At 51.0% G+C, this 16,168-nt stretch carries 14 protein-coding genes; 13 read left to right on the top strand and 1 reads right to left on the bottom strand.

Annotated features, from left to right (window positions below; genetic code table 11):
- Positions 1 to 4: 4 nt before the first annotated feature.
- From TREBR_RS03070 to TREBR_RS03035, 9 genes are all read left to right on the top strand, one after another.
- Positions 5 to 709, top strand: coding sequence for an AzlC family ABC transporter permease (locus TREBR_RS03070; RefSeq protein WP_013757762.1), 705 nt, complete (start codon positions 5 to 7; stop codon positions 707 to 709).
- Complete coding sequence (locus tag TREBR_RS03065; protein WP_013757761.1) at positions 700 to 1,032, top strand: branched-chain amino acid transporter permease; 333 nt, start codon at positions 700 to 702, stop codon at positions 1,030 to 1,032. Before TREBR_RS03070 ends, TREBR_RS03065 begins: the two co-directional genes overlap by 10 nt.
- A 116-nt stretch (positions 1,033 to 1,148) precedes the next feature.
- On the top strand, positions 1,149 to 3,098 hold the full coding sequence (locus tag TREBR_RS03060; RefSeq protein ID WP_041610314.1) for a methyl-accepting chemotaxis protein: 1,950 nt from the start codon (positions 1,149 to 1,151) through the stop codon (positions 3,096 to 3,098).
- A gap of 15 nt (positions 3,099 to 3,113) precedes the next feature.
- Positions 3,114 to 3,248: a hypothetical protein gene (locus tag TREBR_RS14690; RefSeq protein WP_281054869.1), complete on the top strand. Its 135-nt coding sequence runs from the start codon at positions 3,114 to 3,116 to the stop codon at positions 3,246 to 3,248.
- A gap of 217 nt (positions 3,249 to 3,465) precedes the next feature.
- Positions 3,466 to 4,638 (top strand): ABC transporter ATP-binding protein, encoded by a 1,173-nt coding sequence (locus tag TREBR_RS03055; RefSeq protein WP_013757760.1) that lies wholly within the window; start codon positions 3,466 to 3,468, stop codon positions 4,636 to 4,638.
- Positions 4,635 to 5,588, top strand: a complete 954-nt coding sequence (locus tag TREBR_RS03050; protein WP_013757759.1) for an ABC transporter permease — start codon at positions 4,635 to 4,637, stop codon at positions 5,586 to 5,588. Before TREBR_RS03055 ends, TREBR_RS03050 begins: the two co-directional genes overlap by 4 nt.
- Positions 5,588 to 6,463 carry an ABC transporter permease gene (locus TREBR_RS03045; RefSeq protein ID WP_013757758.1) on the top strand — a complete coding sequence of 292 codons (876 nt, stop codon included), beginning with the start codon at positions 5,588 to 5,590 and terminating at the stop codon, positions 6,461 to 6,463. Before TREBR_RS03050 ends, TREBR_RS03045 begins: the two co-directional genes overlap by 1 nt.
- A 71-nt stretch (positions 6,464 to 6,534) precedes the next feature.
- Positions 6,535 to 7,572, top strand: coding sequence for an extracellular solute-binding protein (locus tag TREBR_RS03040; RefSeq protein WP_013757757.1), 1,038 nt, complete (start codon positions 6,535 to 6,537; stop codon positions 7,570 to 7,572).
- Between the two features lie 39 nt (positions 7,573 to 7,611).
- Entirely contained in the window at positions 7,612 to 9,423 is a 1,812-nt protein-coding gene (locus tag TREBR_RS03035) for a putative bifunctional diguanylate cyclase/phosphodiesterase (RefSeq protein ID WP_013757756.1), read from the top strand.
- Here TREBR_RS03035 and TREBR_RS03030 read toward each other — a convergent pair.
- Entirely contained in the window at positions 9,399 to 9,839 is a 441-nt protein-coding gene (locus tag TREBR_RS03030; RefSeq protein WP_013757755.1) for a Holliday junction resolvase-like protein, read from the bottom strand. The two genes, TREBR_RS03035 and TREBR_RS03030, sit on opposite strands and share 25 nt — an antisense overlap.
- Positions 9,840 to 9,987: 148 nt before the next feature.
- Between TREBR_RS03030 and TREBR_RS03025 the strand changes: the two genes are divergently transcribed.
- The 4 genes from TREBR_RS03025 to TREBR_RS03010 all read left to right on the top strand — a co-directional run bounded on the left by TREBR_RS03025 (position 9,988) and on the right by TREBR_RS03010 (position 16,124).
- The gene (locus TREBR_RS03025; protein ID WP_013757754.1) at positions 9,988 to 11,298 is read left to right on the top strand and encodes an OmpA family protein; all 1,311 of its coding nucleotides are present in this window, start codon (positions 9,988 to 9,990) and stop codon (positions 11,296 to 11,298) included.
- A gap of 67 nt (positions 11,299 to 11,365) precedes the next feature.
- The gene (locus tag TREBR_RS03020; protein ID WP_013757753.1) at positions 11,366 to 13,150 is read left to right on the top strand and encodes a RecQ family ATP-dependent DNA helicase; all 1,785 of its coding nucleotides are present in this window, start codon (positions 11,366 to 11,368) and stop codon (positions 13,148 to 13,150) included.
- A 168-nt stretch (positions 13,151 to 13,318) separates the two neighbouring features.
- Positions 13,319 to 15,121, top strand: coding sequence for an oligoendopeptidase F (gene pepF, locus TREBR_RS03015; RefSeq protein WP_013757752.1), 1,803 nt, complete (start codon positions 13,319 to 13,321; stop codon positions 15,119 to 15,121).
- An 88-nt stretch (positions 15,122 to 15,209) separates the two neighbouring features.
- Positions 15,210 to 16,124 (top strand): amidohydrolase family protein, encoded by a 915-nt coding sequence (locus tag TREBR_RS03010; protein ID WP_013757751.1) that lies wholly within the window; start codon positions 15,210 to 15,212, stop codon positions 16,122 to 16,124.
- The last annotated feature ends 44 nt before the right edge of the window (positions 16,125 to 16,168 follow it).

Genomic DNA, 16,168 nt, shown 5'->3' with positions numbered 1-16,168 from the left:
GCGTATGAACAATTATTATGCCGTGCAGGCATTTAAAATAACGATTCCGGTTCTGTTCGGATATCTTGCAATCGGCATACCGTTCGGGCTGATGCTGGTAAACGCCGGATATCCGTGGTGGCTTGCACCGGTCATGAGCGTTCTGATGTACGCGGGTGCGGGACAATATATGGCCGTGGGGCTGTTCGCATCCGGTGCGTCGCTGTCGGTCATAGCCATCGCCATGCTGTTTTTGAACATCAGACACATCGTGTACGGACTTTCGCTCATAACGCCGTTCAAAGACACCGGCAAATGGAAACCGTACCTTATTTTTGCACTCACCGACGAAACGTACGCGCTTATGACCGGCTGTTCCGTTCCGAAAGGCGCCGAACCGGGACCGTTTTACGGTTTCATCGCCCTGCTCGACCATTCGTATTGGATTCTCGGCAGCTGTATCGGCGCACTGGCGGGAACGCTGATCCCGTTTTCGTTTGAAGGAGTCGACTTCGCACTCACCGCCTTGTTCGCGGTACTGCTCATCGACCAGCTCAGAAAAACGCGGGACGTCGTACCGCCGCTCGTCGGAGCCGCCGCCACGGTGTTTGCAATCCTGTTCGTGCCGGCGCGGCATATTCTGGTTACCGCGCTTGCCGCCGGGGTTACCGTACTCGCGGTCGTCGGAAAGACGCGGAAAAACGCCGGAAAGGAGGAGCCGTGCCGCTGACCGTTTCCGCCGCGCTCGCCGCGACAGCCGTTTCCGCACTTGTCATTTTCGGTACGCGTCTGTTTCCGTTCGCACTGTTTTCCCGCAGGGAACCGCCCGCGCTACTCAAATTTATAGAAAAATACATTCCGCCGATGATAATGGCGATTCTGCTCGTCTATTGCTTCAACGGAGTTCCGTTTACCGAAGCACCGTACGGACTGCCTCACCTTGCGGCACTGGCAGTTACCGTCGGTACGTATTTATGGAAAAGTAATTCAATGCTCAGCATTTTCGGCGGCACCGTCGTTTTTATGCTGTTGAACGGAGCGCTTCCGGCATGAAATTCTGATGAAATTTTACAAAATCCGCCAAATATATTGTAATATCGTCCAAGATATAGTAAAAAGTAATTATACATTCGTGCTATGTATTACCAAAAAACTAAAGAGGTTCTGTAATGAAAGCTAAAAAGTCGCTGTATTCCGACATCCTTATTCCCGTTTGCGTCGCTGTCGTAGTGAGCTGCGGTATCATCGCACTTTTGCTGTGGACGAGGACGGATCGCACGATGAAAAACATCGAACTCGAAAAACTGATACTGATGGAAGAAATCATTAACGAAGCGCTGCAGCAGGAAGCACAAACGCTGAAAGAAAATCTGTTTCTCATCAAAAGGGCGGTAGGAAATTTACCGGCGGCTGCTTCGGAACAAGGCGACGGACAGAGTAAAAAATGGCTCCAAGACATCTGCGCTGCGTTTGCCCTGCAGAACGCATATCTGCTGGATACGGACGGAAACGTGCTTTACGCAGCCGAAGGTTCCGCTTCGCTCTCCCGTACGTCGGAAAAGAAAGCCGTTTCGGCCGCGCTCGCCGGTAAAGACATCGTTACGACAACCGTTACGGATTCCGCCGTCATCCATACCGCGGCGGCCACGCTGTCCTCCGCAGGCAGCGGAACGTACGGCGCCATCGTTTTGCAAAAAGAAATGGCAGACACGGCGTTTCTTGAAAAACACGCGAAACTCATCAATTGCGTCATGACCATATTTATCGACGACGTCCGTATCACGACGACCATTAAGGATCACAACGGTAATTATCTGACCGGAACGAAATTGGGCAACAGTAAAATTTACACGCAGGTCTACGGCGACGGTCAATCGTATTTCGGAACGAACGTCATCAACGGTGAAGATTATCTTACCGTGTACTTTCCCTTAAAAACGGACGATCCGGACGGCAAGTCGATGTTCTTTATGGGAATGCCGCTGAATCACGTACGGGCGCTGTCAACTGAATTGATAAAGGCCGAACTTCCGGTCATTTTTATCATACTGCTTGCGATTACGGCTATCATCATCATGCTGATTTCAAAAGTCATCATGAAGCCGCTCAAAAACACGTCGCTCGCCTTTGAAAATTTGAACGGAACGTCCGGTCAGGCGGATTTAACGTACCGGATCAGCATCCGCCGCGACGATGAAATCGGCACGATGTGCGTCGCCATCAACAGATTTATCGGCACGCAGCAGTCCATACTGGTCGACATAGAAAAAGCGAGCGATTCGCTCCAAAAAATAGGAGAATCACTCGCGGCGAGTTCCCAGCAATCCGCAAGCGCGATCGCCCAAATCATGGCGAACATCACGAGCATAAAAAAATCGGTCGGTATGCAGTCCGCCGCGCTTTCGACCGTAAAGAACGTACTCCAGTCGAATATCGGCGGTATTCAAAATCTGGACAAACTGATCGAAAACCAGTCCGCGGGCATCGTCGAATCGTCGGCCTCTATCGAAGAAATGGTCGGCAACATCGCCTCCGTTTCGCATTCCGTCCAGAAAATGGCTGAACAGTACAGTCAACTCACCCAAATAACGCAGAGCAGTAAAAAACGCCAAGACGACGTAGCCGCCCAAATCAGCGACATGGCGCTGCAGTCGGAGCATCTTGCCGACGCGAACAGCATCATATCGCAAATAGCGTCGCAGACCAATCTGCTCGCCATGAACGCGGCGATTGAAGCGGCGCACGCGGGCGACGCGGGCAAAGGATTTTCAGTCGTTGCCGATGAAATACGCAAACTTGCCGAAAATTCCGCCCGCCAATCACGCGCAATTAAACAGGAACTCAGCGGCATTTCAAACATCATTTCATCGGTCGTGGAAACGTCCGAACTGTCGACGCAGGATTTTGCCCAAATCACGGCGAAAGTTACCAGTACGGAACACCTCGTACAGGAAATCGACAACGCGATGACGGAACAGCAGGAAGCGTCGCAGCAAGTACTCACGGCGCTGCGCGACATCAACGATTCCTCTGCGGAAGTGCAGACAACGTCGAAACAGATGTTCTCCGACATAAACCACGCGGGTGAAGAACTCGAAAAACTCGACGCCGTGGCATAGACGGTTGCCGACAGCATGAACGAAATGAGTGCCGGCGCCGCCGAAATAAACACGTCCGCCCAAACGGTTTCCGAAATGGCGGTGCAAACGCATGAAAACATTCAAACGGTAAAACGGCTCGTGTATAAATTCAAACTGCGCGAACGGTGATCATCCGGTGCGGTTCGGGAATCGTCGCCGCCTTCAGTGCCCGTAAGCGGCGAACGTAAGCGGCGCCCGTAAGCGGCAAACGCGGCGCCCGGTTTCCGCCGTCCGCATGCCGTAAAATAATCGGCTAAAAGGTGCGATACCTATTGACAATAAGCGGTATTTTCACCATTCTCAAGAATACGGATTGATTTGTTCTTCAGGAGGAACAGGAAAAAGATTGAAAGGAAGCGTTGTTTCGATCGAACACGTGTCAAAGCATTTCGGATCTTTCCATGCGCTCGACGACGTGAATTTTACCATCAATAAGGGTGAATTCTTTTCCTTATTAGGCCCTTCCGGCTGCGGTAAAACGACTTTATTGCGGATCATTGCCGGTTTTGAATTTCCCGATGACGGTGTGGTACTATTTGACGATCGGAACGTTATTCCGCTTCCTCCGGATAAACGCCAGTCAAATACCGTGTTTCAGAATTACGCACTGTTTCCCCATTTGTCGGTATATGAAAATATTGCGTTCCCGCTCAAATTGCGCAAACTGAATAAAACCAGTATCGACGAAAAAGTCAGGGAATATCTGCATTTGGTGCAGCTCGACGCGCATATGAACAAAAAGCCGAATCAGCTCTCCGGCGGACAGCGGCAGCGCGTTGCAATCGCACGGGCGCTCATCAACGAACCGCGGGTGCTGCTGCTGGACGAACCGCTTTCGGCGCTCGACGCAAAACTGCGTTCCAATCTGCTCGTGGATTTGGACGCCCTGCACGATAAAATCGGCATTACCTTTATTTACGTTACGCACGATCAGTCCGAAGCGCTCTCCGTTTCGGATCGCATCGCCGTCATGAATCAGGGAAAAGTGCTGCAGGTCGGAACGCCGTTCGAGATTTACGAAAGTCCGGCGACGGAATTCGTCGCGCAGTTCATCGGCGAAACGAATATTTTTCCGTCGCGCGTGTCCGAATGCAAGGCCATTGAAATGCCCGCGGGAAAAGATGTCGAATATATGGTGTCTCTTGAAGCGCCGCAGCTCGGCAGCCGGATAAACGCGCCGGCGGGAACCGAACAGTTCATTCAGGTTACCGACTACGAGCAGACGGAAATCGGCCAGAAAGTCTGTTTTACCGTACGTCCCGAAAAGATCCGCATTACGCTCGACCCTCCCGTGACGGAACGGAACGACATCAACGTGTTCCGCGGCGTCGTTGAAGAGCCGATCTATTCGGGTTTTCAGTCCAAATTTTACGTCCGCCTAGAAAACGGCACGATCGTAAAAGTGTTCAAACAGCATACCAACTATCTTGACGACGGCCCCGAAATCGAGTGGAAAGACACCGTGTATATTTCTTGGAGCGCCAACGACGGATATATCGTCGAGGATATAGATAAATGAGCGCGGCACCGGAAGATGTAAAACCGCCGGAAGCCGGCTCCCTTTCCGAGCGGAAAGAACGGATAAAGCTCAGACGGGCTCATAAATTATTTAAAACACCGGGCGCGCTGTACGCGTGGCCTATGGGTGCCTGGTTTACCGTCTTTTTCGTCATACCGCTCGTGATCATTATTCTCTACAGTTTTCTGGAAAAAGGGCTGTACGGCGGAGTCGTCTGGAAATTTTCTTTTGAAGCGTACCGGCAGATGTTCAATCCCAAATACGGAATCATTCTGCTGCGCACGGTTAAAATCGCATTGATTTCAACGCTCGTTACGATACTGATCGCACTGCCGTGCGGTTACGCGATGGCGCGCAGCAAACGGCAGACGATGCTGCTCATTCTGGTGATCATTCCGTTCTGGACCAATTCACTCATTCGTATTTTCGCCTGGATGTCCATTTTGGGCAACGACGGTATCGTCAATTCCCTGCTGCGGCAGCTCGGCATCGTCTCCGAATATGCAAAATTACTGTACAATCAGAACGCCGTAATTCTGGTATCCGTATACATGTATCTGCCGTACGCCATTCTGCCGGTATTCACGTCGATAGACCGCTTCGACTTTTCCTTATTGGAAGCCGCGCGCGATCTGGGCGCAACAAAACCGCAGTCGATGTTCAAAGTTCTGCTTCCGAACATAAAAAGCGGCGTCGTAACGGCGATCATTTTTACGTTCATTCCGATATTCGGCGCATACACCGTACCGCTGCTCGTCGGCGGCAAAGATTCGTACATGATCGGAAACATCATCGTCGATCAAGTGAATAAAACGCGCAACTGGCCGCTCGCGGCGGCGTTTTCCATGATCATCACGGTCGTCAGTATGCTCGGCGTGCTGTGGATGATGAATTCAGGCAAAAAAGACGCGGCGCTTAAAGACACCGGTAAAACTGAAAGGGGCAAATAATGACGAACAATCCTTACCGCCGCCTCATAGACAGGGTAAACAGAAAAAAACCGGCGTCGGAACCCGCGCGGCACGCACGGCGTGCGTTTATGGCAAAACGGCCGTTTTCACTGTCGATGACCGTGCTCGCCGTTACGTTCGTGTTTCTGTTTCTGCCGCTGATTTTTATCATTTTTTATTCGTTCAACGAAAGCAAAGGATCCGATTTTACCGGATTTTCACTGATATGGTATAAGCAGCTGTTTTTCGATTCCGACGATCTGTGGACGGCGCTCGCCAACAGTCTCATCGTTGCGTTCAGTTCCGCAGCCGTTTCCACGATCCTCGGCACGCTCGCCGCGGTCGGTATCAATTGGTATAAATTCCGCGGGAAATCGTATATTCAGAGCATCAGTTTTCTGCCGATGGTTCTGCCGGAAGTGATTATCGGCGTTTCCATGCTGATTTTTTTCTCGGGCATAAAACTGCCGCTCGGCTTGTTTACGATTTTTGCCGCGCATACGACGTTTTGCTTACCGTTCGTCTATCTGATGGTGCTTGCCCGCATAGACGAATTCGATTTTTCCATTATAGAAGCCGCGCACGATTTGGGAGCGACCGAACGGCAGACGATGCTGAAAGTCATCATGCCCGGCATCATGCCCGGTATTTTGTCAGGATTCATGATGGCAGTTACCATGTCTCTTGAAGATTTCGTCATTACGTTCTTCGTATCGGGCCCCGGTTCGACCACGCTTCCGCTGTACGTCTATTCGATGATTCGCTTCGGCGTGTCGCCGGTTATCAACGCGCTGTCGTTCGTTCTGATTCTGGCAACGATTCTCATAACCATTACGCTGCGTAAATTCCTTAAAACGATCGCCGCCGCAAAATAAGGACGGCGCACAAATTTTTCAAACACGGAACCCGCCGGGTTCCGCGCCTGATTTTTTAGAGGAGGTTTCAAATGAAAAAGAACCTTTTAAAATGGTGTGCAGCGGCGCTCGCCGCAATGTGTTTTACCTCGTGTGCGAAAGACGACGGTAAAACGTTGTATCTGTTCAATTGGACGTATTACACTCCCGATACGGTTATCAAACAGTTTGAACAGGAATTCGGCGTTAAAGTAAAAGTCGACAGCTTCGCTTCAAACGAAGAAATGTTCGCCAAACTGAAAGCGGGCGCATCCGGATACGACATCGTTTTTCCGTCGCAGGATTACGTGTCGATCATGATCAAGGAAGATATGCTGCGGGAAATAGACCGCACGAAGCTGCCCAACGCACAGTACATCAGTCCGCTTGTACTTGAAAAAGCGACGTACGATCCTGACATGAAATACAGCGTCCCCTACTACATGGGCGCCGCGGGAGTCGCCGTAAATAAAACGAAAGTAACGTCTTATGAAAAGAGCTGGAATATTTTTGCGCGGACAGACTTGAAAGGCCGCATGTGCATGATGGACGATATGCGCGAAGTTATCGGCGACGCGCTCGCCTACATGGGCAAATCCGTCAATTCGCTCGACGACGCGGAACTGAACGCGGCCAAGGAACTCGTCATAACCGAATGGAAACCGAATTTGGTAAAATTCGATGCGGAAGGATTCGGCAAATCGTTTGCCGCGGGTGATTTTTGGGTCGTACAAGGATACGCGGAAGTCGTGTTCGGCGAAGTTCCGCCGGAAAAATGGAACACCGTCGATTTTTTCATTCCCCGCGAAGGCGGTCCGATGTACATCGATTCCATGTGCATTCTGAAAAACGCGAAACATTACGACTTGGCGATGGAATTCATCAATTTTATTCAGCGCCCGGAAGTGTACGCGCAGTTTTTGGACGAATTCCGGTTTCCGCCGAGCGTCAATACGGAAGCACATCGTTTCATGAAAACAGAACCGATGTACACCGCCGAAGAAATGGCCGCGTGTGAAATCAAGGAAGACGTCGGTGCGGGTCTGAAAAAGTTCGATACGGCTTGGCAGGACATACGCTTCACGGAATAAAACGCTTTACAGAACACAATTCTGTGGTATAATGGTAAAATGTCAGATAAGTTAATATTTAAAAGTGTAGAGAGTTATAAACCTAATTTAATTGTTGTAGCGAAGCCGGTTTGCGACACCACAGGCAAACCGGTTGATTTTCATATAACCGATACCAACCGGTTCGGTGCCGAACTGATCGGCTGCGTGACGCAGCTCGAAGGGCTGCCGCTTTCCGTCTTTTTCACAAACATTTCCGACGCAGGCATCGGAACCGAACTGATACGGCAGGCATTGCAGAACGATCCCGAAACGCAGCTCGTGTTTTTTTCGCATAAATTACAGCTGTGGCTTCGCGTCATGACAGAAATGATGACCGACGGCAACCTGATGGCCACCATACTCGACGTAACTAACGACAAACTGCGGGAAGAACAGCTGAAACAGCAGAACGACCGCCTGGCGGCGTTGACGGACGAATTGGAGCAGTCGCGGCAAGTGCTTCGATATAAATTGAACAAAATCGAAGCGCTGAACATGGAGCTCAGCCACATCGCGTACCACGACATGCTCACCGGTTTAAAAAACCGCAGCTGCTTTAACAAAGATATCAATCTGCTGACCACGCAAATTTCGACCGCCGTCAAAATCTTCGGCATCATGATCATCGATATTGACAACATGAAAAATATCAACGATTCCAGAGGACACACGGCGGGAGACATGTTGCTGTGCAACGCCGCGAACGCACTGCGGCAGTTCAAAAAGGATACGATTCAGCTGTATCGGTTCGGCGGAGATGAATTCTTGGTGCTGGCGACGGAACTCGAAACGCGGGATTCCATGATAACCGTTTCGGACGTGATTATGGAGGCGTTTGAAACGGCGGAAATCAGCATATCCGCGGGAATTACGCTGTACCCCGACGACTCGATTCTGCCGGACCAACTGCTGAAATTTGCCGATATGGCCCTGCACGAAGTCAAAAAGCAAGGCAAACACAACTCACTGTTTTTTTCCCGCTCGATGCAGGATGAGTTTCTGAACCGGCTGAACATCGAAACGAAACTGCAGAAAGCGATAAACGGCCAATCTTTTGAAATGTATTTTCAGCCGCAAGTAGACATCTCGCGCAACAAACTGCGCGGATTCGAGGCGCTTATCCGCTGGTACGATCCGGAACTCGGCTGGATACCGCCGTCAAAATTCATTCCGATCGCCGAAGAAACGCGCCAAGTTATCGCATTAGGCGAATGGGTGCTTGAAACGGCGTGCAGAACCCTCAAGCGCTGGCAGGAGGAATACCGATTTACCGGCATCATATCCGTCAACATTTCTCCGGTTCAGCTGAAAAAGGCGTCGTTCATTTACGACCTTGAACAACTCATAGCCGAACAGGACATAGACCCCACCAAGCTGGAAATAGAAATCACCGAAGGCGTGTTTATTGAAAATATGGAATCCGTCGTGTCCATTTTGACGCAAATCAAAAGCATGGGCATCGGTATTTCGCTGGACGATTTCGGAACAGGTTATTCGTCTTTCAATTATTTGCAGATTCTACCGCTTACCGCGCTCAAAATCGACAAATCGTTCATTTCAAACATCGCGGCCCGGAACAGCGTTGAGGCGGATATTACCGACGCGATCGTAGCGCTCGTTACGAAACTCGGACTCGACACGATAGCCGAAGGCGTTGAAACGGTCGAACAGCTGCAAGTGCTGCAAAGCATAAACTGCCGCACGACCCAAGGATTTTTAACGGGAAAACCGATGCCGATCAGCTTGTGTGAAAAAATGCTTTCAGGCGACGAGTCGGCCATTCTGCGCATTGAAACGGAAAACCGTCAGCCGATCCGGTATTCGATATAGCGCACGCGCCCCGCTTCCACGGCCTGCTTTACCGAGCGTTCACGGGCGGAAAGAGAGCCGGAACCGGTTTTTACTTCGATAAAAAGAACCTCTTCCACCCGGTCGCCGCCGGAATCGCTGCAAAACCCGATAAAGTCGACCGGTTTGCCCACGAACCGCACGTCGGCCGGATTGCACGGAAAACCGGGCAGAAACGGAGCCAGCTGTTCGGAAACGAGTCCCGTTACGACGGATTTCGAGCGCCGAACCGCGTCGCGCCGTTCCGATCTGATGCGCCGGTCGCTGCCGAGCCGGCCGATTCTGATACCGACGGCAACGCAAAACGCACAAACGAGTATAAAACCGAAAACCGAAAGTGTTAAAAACAGCAGTTCCCGGCCTGAAAGCGCCGCCGCGAACCTGATCATTGAATTCATACTGCAAACCTTTGATAATCCAATCCGTGTGTTGTAAAAAAATAAATTTTGATGCTATAGTAGCATAGCACGTTGCGCTCACCGTAACAAGCATTCCGGCTGCAACCGATTTGCAGCCGGCACACCGAACCCCGAACGGAGGATTTTTATGAACGTGAAAAAAATACCGCACACCGTACTGCTCTGTTTGCTGACCGTACTCGTCTGCGCACCGCTGCCGGCGGTTCGGTTCCGATTTCAATACGCAGCAGGAGACGCGTACCGAATATTGTCTACCGTGCGGGAAAACGTGTTGGTAAACGGCCGATTCGACCATTATGCGGAAATCGTCAACCGCATTTCCGTCGAAGTAACGGAGGCAACCGAATCGTCGGGAACTCATACGGCGGTCTTTATGACTACCGAAAATTCCACCGGAACCGGAAACACGCAGTTCACGTGGGGTGAAGAATATACGAGCATTTTCACCAGAGACAGCTCCGGCCGGTATGTCATCGGCGACGAATATTTTATGCCGGTCGTTCGGGACGTACCTCTTTTTCCCGATGAGGAACTGTCCCCCGGCGACACCTGGACAGCCGCCGGACACGAAGCGCACGACATGCGCCGGACGTTCGATCTTAAAACACCGTACAAGGTTCCGTTTACCGCTTCATATACGTACACGGGTACGACGGAAAAAGACGGCAGAACGCTGCATATAATAGAAGTTCGTTATAATTTATATTTCGACAGCCCTTCTGCCGCCGAAACCGATACGGCGGCACGGAAAAATGTAAATTCCGCAGCACACGGTACCGCCGCGCAGGGTGCTTCGGCAAACAGCGCTTCGGCAAACGGCGGCGGCGCATACCGCGATTATCCGGTTACCACGATGGGGTATTCGCACCAAACCATCTATTGGGACAACGAGCGCGGCGCAATCGATCATTATAATGAAGATTTCCGCATTATTGTAGAAAGTGCGTACGGAAATACGTTCGAGTTTTCCGGTAAAGCCCAAGCCGAAGTGCAGGAGTTCGCGTCCCGGTCGGCGGATCGGCTTGCAGACGTCCGTGAACGGATCGATCAGTTGGGAATTGAAAACGCACAGGTCAGAGCCGATGAAAAAGGGCTCACCATAAGTCTTGAAAACATACAATTCAAGGCCGATTCTGCCGTACTGCTTGAAAGCGAAAAAATGAAACTCCGGAAAATTGCGGAAATCCTGAGTCTGTTTCCCGAAAACGATTTACTGATAACCGGACACACTGCGCTCGCCGGAACAGCCGCGTCGCGTACGGCGCTTTCGGAACAGCGCGCCAAAGCCGTCGCCGAATATCTGATGCAGCTGGGCATTCGCGATTCGTATCATATTTTCACGCAGGGACTCGGCGGCGAACACCCGATCGCGCCTAATACGACGGAGGCGAACAAAGCCCGCAACCGGCGCGTAGAAATAACCGTTATGGACAAATAAAGCGGAAACCCGCAAAACGGCACCGCATATCAGTCAAAAACGCGTTATCCGGAACGATATTATATACGTGAACGATTTTGAACCGAACGAACCGGATAACTGCGGCGCCGTGTACACGGATCCCGTCCGCGACGCCGCCCGCAATATATTCGGCATATCGTCGCTGTATCCGTGGCAGCGGCTCGTTATTGCAAACATCATGGAATCGGCGGAAGCGGCGCTTACCGCAAAGCCGGATATCGCGGTAAAAAATTCCGAAGAACCGTCGACGGCGTGCTGCGCATCGGCTGATTACGACCGCGCAACGGAGTGCGCTCAATCTGCGGAGTGCAGCCGGTCTGCGGAGTGCGGCCGCGATCCGGGCAACAGGGGAAAACAGATCGTCCTGCTGCCTACCGGCGCAGGAAAATCACTGTGTTTTATGATTCCGGCCGTTCTGTTTCCCCGGCCGACGCTCATAATATATCCGCTGCTGGCTTTAATGTCCGACCAGCTGCGCCGGATACGGCAGGCGGGACTTGACGCCGCCGTGCTGCGCGGACAGCAGAGTGCGGCCGAACGGGAATCCAACTATAAAAAATTGGAACAGGGAGCAAAAATACTCATCGCAAACCCGGAAGTACTGCAGTCGCCGGCCGTTATCGAGCGGCTCAAAAAGTACCGGATCATGCACGCCGCCATAGATGAAGCGCACTGCATCGCGGAATGGGGCGATTCGTTCAGACCCGCGTACACGACGCTCGGCTCGATTCTGCGGCAGTTGAACGTCCCCGTTGTCACCGCTTTTACTGCGACGGCGTCTCCGCCGGTTCTTGAGCGAATACGGGACGTATTGTTCGCACCGGAAACGGCGTATCTTATACGAAGTTCGTCTGACAGACAGAATATAGCGTACCGGGTTCACAGATCGGATGCAAAACGGAAAACGGTACTGCAACTCGTCACTGAAGCGGAGCGTCCGGCACTTGTGTTCTGCGGAACGCGAGTACTGGCGCAAAAAACGGCGTATTTAATACGGGAATTGCTCGGGCGGGACGCCGTCAGATTCTACCACGCGGGCTTATCAAAAGAAGAAAAAAAGGACACAGAAACCTGGTTTTATCCGCGCACGGACGCAATTCTCTGCTGTACGTGTGCGTTCGGCATGGGAATCGATAAACCGGACATACGGACGGTCATACATCTGGAAGCACCGCCGACCGTCGAATCCTACATTCAAGAAGCGGGACGCGCCGGAAGGGACGGGCGGCAGTCGCAGGCAATTCTGCTCTGGAGTACGGACGATTCGCTCAAGGCAAAAAAATATTCGCCGTACAGCAGGGAACGCATACTCGCCGATTTTGCGGAAGCGAAAAGCTGCCGGAGACAGGTACTGCTCGACGCGCTGGCGGCCGAACGGACAGCCTGCAGCGGCTGCGACGTATGCGAGGCTGCGGAAGCGGGAACGGTACTACCCGAAATATCCGCGGAAGGGAGTCTCGTCCGTACACTCGTAGCCCGAAATAAAAACAGATGGACGGTATCCGAAGCGGCGGAAATCCTTGCGGATAAAATGAATACCTGCTCTCCGCTCAGAATATGGGATAAAGACGATTTCAGATACGTGATCGAACAACTGGTGGCGGCCGGCATTTTAACCGATACGGGCACTTTTCAACGGAATAGACTGTCGTTCCCCGGCAAAACGGAAATCAGAACGAGTCGCCGTTTTCCACCGCGGAAGCGGAACCGGCTTCTGCGGCCGAAGACGGATTCTCCGCGGCAGAAGCGGCGTATATCTTCTTTTTTAAACGCTTTTTTTGCGGTTTTTTACGGTATCGGACAATGTATACGACAAAATTCAAATAAATAATAACGGCGACAGTTATCCCGATCACTTTTACATCAGTCAGCACACTCATAATGACAGTCAGCATACCGGGAGTATTCATAGTATGAATATCGGCCGGCATCCGACAAATCTTGAAAGAAACCGTGCCCGGTATTTGTGATTCTTTTTAAAACGTGTTATAATAAACGCATGAATACGACAGTTATACCTGAACGAAAAGACGTACCGGCAAGAGACCGATGGGATCTTACCGCTTTATATAAAACGACGACAGATTGGGAACGGGCGTTGGCCCGCATACCGGAACTCGCGCGCGAATTGGTATCTTATAAGGGTTCACTGGCACAGTCCGCGCAGACGCTGCTCGACGCACTGCGCAGACTTGCGGAACTGGAAGAACTTTCCGAACTGACCGGAAGCTACGCGTTCCTGCTGACTGCCGAAGACGCGGGAAATTCGGCAAATCAGGAAAAACAGGGACGATACCTCATGACCGCTACCGCGGCGGAAGCTGAATGCAGTTTTCTGATTCCGGAACTGCAGTCTATCGACGAAACGACGCTGTCGGAATGGATATCGACTCCGGACTTCAACGATTATCGGATTTGGATACAAAAACTGCTCCGCATGAAACCGTACATTCTAAGTGAAAAAGAGGAACGCCTTTTAACGCTGCAAAGTGAATCCGGCAGGACTGCCCGTAAAACGTTTTCCATGCTGACCAACGTCGACATGGACTTCGGAACGGTTAAGACGCCTGAAGGCGAAATGCCGCTCAGTCAAACGACTTATTCCCAATTCCTTGAAAATCCCGACAGGAACATCAGAAAAGAAGCGTACACGAAATTTTACGGTACGTTTGAAATCCATAAAAATACGATCGCATCACTTTACGAAGGCAGTGTAAATCAGGATATTTTTGAAGCGCGCAGCCGCGGCTATTCGTCGGCACGGGAGATGGCGCTCTTTCCCGATAAAATTCCCGAAACGGTATACGATAATCTGATCACGGCAGTGCACGAAAACCTGCCCGTTCTGCACCGCTATTACGCGCTGCGGAAAAAAATTCTGGACGTACCGGAATTGAAGCATTACGACGTGTACGTTCCGCTGACAAAAGACGTAAAAACACATTTTACCTACGAGCAAGCCGTTGAAATTATCAGAAGCGCACTCGCTCCGCTCGGTACCGAATACACCGAAACGCTTTGCAGCGGTCTGCTCGGCGGATGGGTCGATAAATACGAAAATAAAGGGAAACGTTCCGGCGCGTTTTCGGCAGGCGCCTACACGGGGTATCCGTACATTCTGCTCAATTACAAAGCGGACGTACTGCGCGACGTTTTTACGATGGCACACGAAGGCGGCCACTCGATGCATTCGCTGTATTCAGCCCGCTCGAACCCGTTCATGCAGTATAATTATACCATTTTCGAGGCAGAAGTCGCGTCTACGTTCAACGAACAACTGGTTTTCGAGTATCTGCTGAACAATACGCACGATCCTGCAATGAAGGCTTATCTGGTAAGCAACCGAACGGCGGACATACTCGCCACGCTGCACCGGCAGACGATGTTCGCAGAATATGAAATGCAGACGCACGCACTCGTGGAAAGCGGTACGCCGCTTTCCGTAGACGTATTACGCGCGACGTACCGAAAACTGCTTGAAACGTATTTCGGACCGGACATGGAGTTTGAACCGGAAAGCGATCTGGAAGGGCTGCGCATTCCGCATTTTTACAATGCCTTTTATGTATATAAATACGCAACCGGGATTTCCGCCGCCCTCGCTTTGGCGGAACGGGTTACGAACGGCGGCGAAACGGAGCGTGCCGATTATTTCGCATTTCTGAAATCGGGCGGTTCACGATATCCGGCCGAATCGCTGAAAAAGGCCGGCGTCGATATGGAATCGCCGGAACCGGTTACGGCCGCACTGAAAAAGTTTGAAAGACTCGTTGCAGACCTTGAACGGATGCTGCTCCCGTAACCGGATACGCCGAACGGTAAAAAAATACTAAAGTTCTTAGGATTATTTGCCGATACGTATAACGAAAAAATATAAAGCGGAGATATCGATGATGTCAGTATCAGATTTTATTTCTCTTCCTAAAATAGATGCGCATAATCATTTGAATTTGGGAATGAGATATGCATCATATGCGCCTTGGGCGGGGTTTTATATTCCGGATTTTCCGCGAAAATTGAACGGGTTGGGAGAAATGCACGAAATAATCGGTCAATATACCCGTCCCCGTGCAAAAACGGCAAAAGACATAACGAATTTATTATCACTTTCCATTCAGGATGCCGTCGCCGACGGCGTTTCGATTTTGGAAGGCAGCGTTGATATTCAGTTCGTAGGACATTGCGGCAGCATAGAGAATTTCCTTAAAATGGTGCAGGATATTCAGGCAAAATTCAGTACCCGAATCGATTTCAGACCTGAACTCGGTATGGGTAAAACGTTCGATATGGAAAAAATCAGAGCCTGGGTTCCGGCATGTCTGGAAAGCGGATTATTTAAAAGCATCGATTTATACGGTCCTGAAATAGAAGACGGCATAGAAGATTTTGACGAAATTTATAAACTGGCAGGAAAACTCGGCATCAAAAAAAAGGCGCACGTCGGTGAATTTTCAAACGCCGCATCGGTACGCAATTTCATAGAATTCTTCGATCTTGACGAAGTACAGCACGGAATAGGCGCCGTTCAGGATGAATCCGTCATGCAGTTCATAAAAGACCGGAAACTCAGACTGAACATCTGCCCGGCCAGCAACGTCATGCTCGGTGCGGTAAAATCACTTGCGGATCATCCCATAAAACAGTTGGTAGCCGCGGGCATAAACGTTTCGATAGCGACCGACGACCTGCTGTTTTTTAACAGAACGGTCGCGGAACAGAGTGCGGATCTCGTTGAAGCTGGTACGCTGACAAAAGAACAAATAAAAACGATATTTGAATCGAATACGGCTGAATACGTAAAATAAAACGATATGCCGGAAATCCCGCGCCGCGCGTAAACTTACTACGG

The sequence above is a fragment of the Treponema brennaborense DSM 12168 genome (assembly GCF_000212415.1).
Lineage (GTDB): Bacteria > Spirochaetota > Spirochaetia > Treponematales > Treponemataceae > Treponema_F > Treponema_F brennaborense.
Note: the sequence above shows the minus strand (reverse complement) of the source record. Positions and strands in the feature narration are given on the sequence as shown.

Excerpts from the sequence above, each read along its gene's own strand:
- TREBR_RS03035 (WP_013757756.1), top strand. The coding sequence starts at position 7,612 with ATGTCAGATAAGTTAATATTTAAAAGTGTAGAGAGTTATAAACCTAAT.
- TREBR_RS03025 (WP_013757754.1), top strand. The coding sequence starts at position 9,988 with ATGAACGTGAAAAAAATACCGCACACCGTACTGCTCTGTTTGCTGACC.
- TREBR_RS03050 (WP_013757759.1), top strand. The coding sequence starts at position 4,635 with ATGAGCGCGGCACCGGAAGATGTAAAACCGCCGGAAGCCGGCTCCCTT.
- TREBR_RS03070 (WP_013757762.1), top strand. The coding sequence starts at position 5 with ATGAACAATTATTATGCCGTGCAGGCATTTAAAATAACGATTCCGGTT.
- TREBR_RS03040 (WP_013757757.1), top strand. The coding sequence starts at position 6,535 with ATGAAAAAGAACCTTTTAAAATGGTGTGCAGCGGCGCTCGCCGCAATG.
- TREBR_RS03010 (WP_013757751.1), top strand. The coding sequence starts at position 15,210 with ATGATGTCAGTATCAGATTTTATTTCTCTTCCTAAAATAGATGCGCAT.
- TREBR_RS03060 (WP_041610314.1), top strand. The coding sequence starts at position 1,149 with ATGAAAGCTAAAAAGTCGCTGTATTCCGACATCCTTATTCCCGTTTGC.
- TREBR_RS03030 (WP_013757755.1), bottom strand. The coding sequence starts at position 9,839 with ATGAATTCAATGATCAGGTTCGCGGCGGCGCTTTCAGGCCGGGAACTG.
- pepF (WP_013757752.1), top strand. The coding sequence starts at position 13,319 with ATGAATACGACAGTTATACCTGAACGAAAAGACGTACCGGCAAGAGAC.
- TREBR_RS03045 (WP_013757758.1), top strand. The coding sequence starts at position 5,588 with ATGACGAACAATCCTTACCGCCGCCTCATAGACAGGGTAAACAGAAAA.
- TREBR_RS14690 (WP_281054869.1), top strand. The coding sequence starts at position 3,114 with ATGAACGAAATGAGTGCCGGCGCCGCCGAAATAAACACGTCCGCCCAA.